This window comes from Azospirillum sp. UFLA03-27 (assembly GCF_059803775.1).
Map to the genome: position 1 here is coordinate 1 of NZ_JAUQTX010000407.1, position 3,439 is coordinate 3,439.

Sequence of the window (3,439 nt, forward strand, 5' to 3'; positions counted from 1 at the left end):
GTTATAGTCTCGTGGGCTCGGAGATGTGTATAAGAGACAGGGCCCCGCCGCGGCCAAGGCGCGCCCCGCCCCGACGGCAAGGACGGAGGCCCCAAGGGTCAGGGCGAGGAAGGAACGGCGTTCGATGGGGATCACGGAAGTCTCCTCAGGGGACGAAGGGTGTTGGCTTCGGTCGGATTCGTTTCGGCCGGATTCGTTTCGGCCAATGGCGTCGGGGCCAGATGACAGGCGACGCGGCGGCCGTCGGTGGCGTCGCGCAGGGCGGGCGCCTCGCGCCGGCAGCGCTCGACGGCGAGCGGGCAGCGGGTGTGGAAGGCGCAGCCCGGCAGCGGGGCGAAGGGGCTAGGCAGTTCGCCCGCCAGGACGGTCCTGGTCGCGGCGCGTCCCGCGTCCGGATGGGCGGTGGGGGCCGCGGCCATCAGCGCGCGGGTGTAGGGATGGGCGGGCTCGTCCACCACGTCGGACCAGTCGCCGATCTCCACCACCCGGCCGAGATACATCACGGCCACCCGGTCGGCCATGTGGCGGACGACGCCGATGTCGTGGCCGATGAAGAGGTAGGCCAGCCCGTGCCGCTCCTGGAGATCGACCAGCAGGTTCAGCACCTGGGCCTGCAAGGACACGTCGAGCGCCGAGACCGGCTCGTCGAGGACGACGACATCGGGCCGGGGGGCGATGGCGCGGGCGATGGCCACGCGCTGCCTCTGCCCGCCCGAGAGCTGGTGCGGGAAGCGGTCGGCCAGCGCGCGGGCCAGCCCGACGTCGTCCATCAGCGCCGCCACCCGCCGCGCCCGCTCCGCCGCGTCGCGGACGGTGGAAAGCAGCGGTTCGGCGATGGCCCGCGCCACGGTGTAGCGGGGATCGAGCGAGGCGGCGGGGTCCTGGAAGACCATCTGGACCCTGGCGGTGAAGGGCGTCGCCGCCCTCCCCGTCAGCCGAGTCACGTCGGCCCCGTCGAGGAGGATGCGGCCCGACGCCGGGGCGGTCAGGCGCATCACCGCCCGCGCCAGCGTGGATTTCCCGCAGCCGGACTCCCCGACCAGCCCCAGCGTCTCGCCGCGCCGCAGGGTGAGGTCCACCCCGTCCACCGCGTGGACGGTACCGTTCCGCGTCCGGTGGGTGACGTGGAGCTTTTCGATGGTCAGCACGCGCCGCCTCCTTCCCCGCCGATCAGGTAAGGTGCCGAGGTGTCGGCGAGGCGCGGCCTGGGTTCCCCCCGCGTCCGGCGCCCCGGCCGCGCGGCCAGCAGGGCGCGGCCATAGGGGTGGCGGGGACCATCGAAGAAGTCGCGGACGCCACGGTCCTCCAGCAGGCTTCCGTCGCGCATCAGCAGGACGCGGTCCGCCGCTTCGGCCACCACGCCCAGGTCGTGGGTGATAAGCAGAAGCGCCATGCCAAGCTCGTCCTTCAGGCGGATGAGAAGCTGGAGGATCTGCGCCTGAATGGTGACGTCGAGCGCCGTCGTCGGCTCGTCGGCGACCAGCGCGACCGGCGACGCGGCGAGCGCCAGGGCGATCACCACCCGCTGGCGCATCCCGCCCGACAGGCGGTGCGGGTAGTCGGAGAAGCGGTGCCCCGGTTCGGGGATGCGCACCAGATCGAGCAGCTCCAGCGCGCGGGCGGCGGCGGCGCGGGCACCGGTCCGTCCATCGGCGCGCACGGCCTCGACGATCTGGTCGCCGATGGTCAGGACGGGGTTGAGCGCCGCCTGCGGGTCCTGGAAGACCATCGACACCGCGGGATGCCCGGCCAGGCGCCTCTCACGGGGCGTCCGGCCGAGGATGTCCGCGCCGGCCAGGGTCACGCGGCCGGTGATCCGCGCCTCCGGCGGGGCCAGCCCGGCGATGGTCAGGCCGGTCACCGTCTTGCCGCTGCCGCTCTCCCCGACCAGCGCGGTCACCTCGCCCGCCTTCATGGTGAAGGAAAGGCCGTCCACCGCCGTGGTGCCCGCGAAGGCTATGGACAGGTCGCGCACCGCGATCAGCGGTTCGCCCGCCAACAGTTTACCTGAGGTCATCGCGCCGCCCCCCGCGGGTCGAGCCGCTCCGACAGGCCGTTGCCCAGCAGAGTGAAGGCCATCACCGTGGCGAAGATGGCGAGGCCGGGCAGCGCCATCAGGTACCACAGCGTGCGCAGCAGGGGCCGCGCGTTGCCGATCATCGCTCCCCAGGACACGAGGTTCGGGTCGCCGAGGCCGAGGAAGGCCAGCGCCGCCTCCACCAGCACGGCGTGGGCGACCACCGCGGCGATCATCGCCACCACCGGGGCGATGCCGTTGGGCAGCACATGGTTCAGCAGGATGTGGCCGTGGCCCAGCCCCATCGTCCGCGCCGCCAGCACCCAGTCGGCGTTGCGAATCCGCAGCACCTCCGCCCGCGTCAGCCGGGCGATCTCCGGCCAGGAGGTCAGGCCGATGGCGATCATCACGCTGCCGATGGACGGCGCCAGCACGGCGACCAGCACCATCGACAGCAGGAAGGACGGCAGCGTCTGGACATAGTCGCACAGCCGCGACAGCAGATGGTCCGCCAGCCCGCCGAAATAGCCCGCCACGGCGCCCAGCCCGACGCCGATCAGCGTCGCCACCGCGGCCGCCCCGACGCCGACCGCCAGCGACACCCGCGCCCCGAACAGGAGCTGCGCCGCCACGTCCCGCCCGAGCTGGTCGGTGCCGAGCGGGAAGGCGCCGTCGGTCAGCGGCCACAGGCCGCGCGGCCCGACCATCGCCATCGGGTCGCCCGGCCGCAGCAGGCCGGCCGCCGCCGCCAGCAGGGCGAGCGACGCCACGCAGAGCACCCCCAGCCGCAGCGTGGACGGTGTGGAAAAGGAGAACCGTGCGCTCACGCCGTCACCTCGATCCGCGGGTCGAGGGCGGCGTAGGAGACGTCGACGAGGATGCCCATGACGATCACCAGAAGCGAATTGCAGAGGAAGAGGCTGAGCAGCAGGTTCACGTCGCGGTCGGCCACCGCCTCGAAGGCGAGGCGCCCCAGGCCGGGCCAGGAGAACACCGTCTCCACCACCACCGCCCCGCCCAGCATCGAGCCGAGCTTCAGACCGCTCAGCGTCACCACTGGGAGCAGCGCGTTGCGCAGGATGTGCCGCAGGGTCACCCGCGTTTCGGAAATGCCCTTGGCCCGCGCGGTGCGCACGAAGTCCAGCCGGCTCGTCTCGATCACCGCGGCCCGCGTGACCCGCGCGTAGAGGGCGGCGTAGCCCAGCCCCAGCGTGGCGGCGGGAAGCACGAGATGGGCCGCGACGTCCAGCGCGTGCGGCCAGCCGACGCCCGGCGCGCCCACCGTGGCGTAGCCGCCGATCGGCAGCCAGCGCAGCTGGACGGCGAACAGCACGATGCCGACGAGCCCGATCCAGAAGGACGGCACGGCGAAGATCAGGGACTGTCTCTTATACACATCTGACGCTGCCGACGATTATACGC

General features: G+C 72.6%; 4 protein-coding genes. All 4 read right to left on the reverse strand.

What is annotated here, in order from left to right; all coding sequences use genetic code 11:
• Positions 1 to 131 precede the first annotated feature (131 nt).
• Genes Q4I23_RS31540 through Q4I23_RS31555 form a run of 4 tightly spaced genes read right to left on the reverse strand, consistent with a single transcriptional unit; the run spans position 132 to position 3,413 of the window.
• The gene (locus tag Q4I23_RS31540) at positions 132 to 1,148 is read right to left on the reverse strand and encodes an ABC transporter ATP-binding protein (protein ID WP_498528833.1); all 1,017 of its coding nucleotides are present in this window, start codon (positions 1,146 to 1,148) and stop codon (positions 132 to 134) included.
• On the reverse strand, positions 1,142 to 2,017 hold the full coding sequence (locus Q4I23_RS31545) for an ABC transporter ATP-binding protein (RefSeq protein ID WP_498528834.1): 876 nt from the start codon (positions 2,015 to 2,017) through the stop codon (positions 1,142 to 1,144). Before Q4I23_RS31545 ends, Q4I23_RS31540 begins: the two co-directional genes overlap by 7 nt.
• Complete coding sequence (locus Q4I23_RS31550; protein WP_498528835.1) at positions 2,014 to 2,844, reverse strand: ABC transporter permease; 831 nt, start codon at positions 2,842 to 2,844, stop codon at positions 2,014 to 2,016. Before Q4I23_RS31550 ends, Q4I23_RS31545 begins: the two co-directional genes overlap by 4 nt.
• Positions 2,841 to 3,413 (reverse strand): ABC transporter permease, encoded by a 573-nt coding sequence (locus Q4I23_RS31555; protein ID WP_498528836.1) that lies wholly within the window; start codon positions 3,411 to 3,413, stop codon positions 2,841 to 2,843. The genes Q4I23_RS31550 and Q4I23_RS31555 overlap by 4 nt, the downstream gene beginning before the upstream one ends.
• Positions 3,414 to 3,439 lie beyond the last annotated feature (26 nt).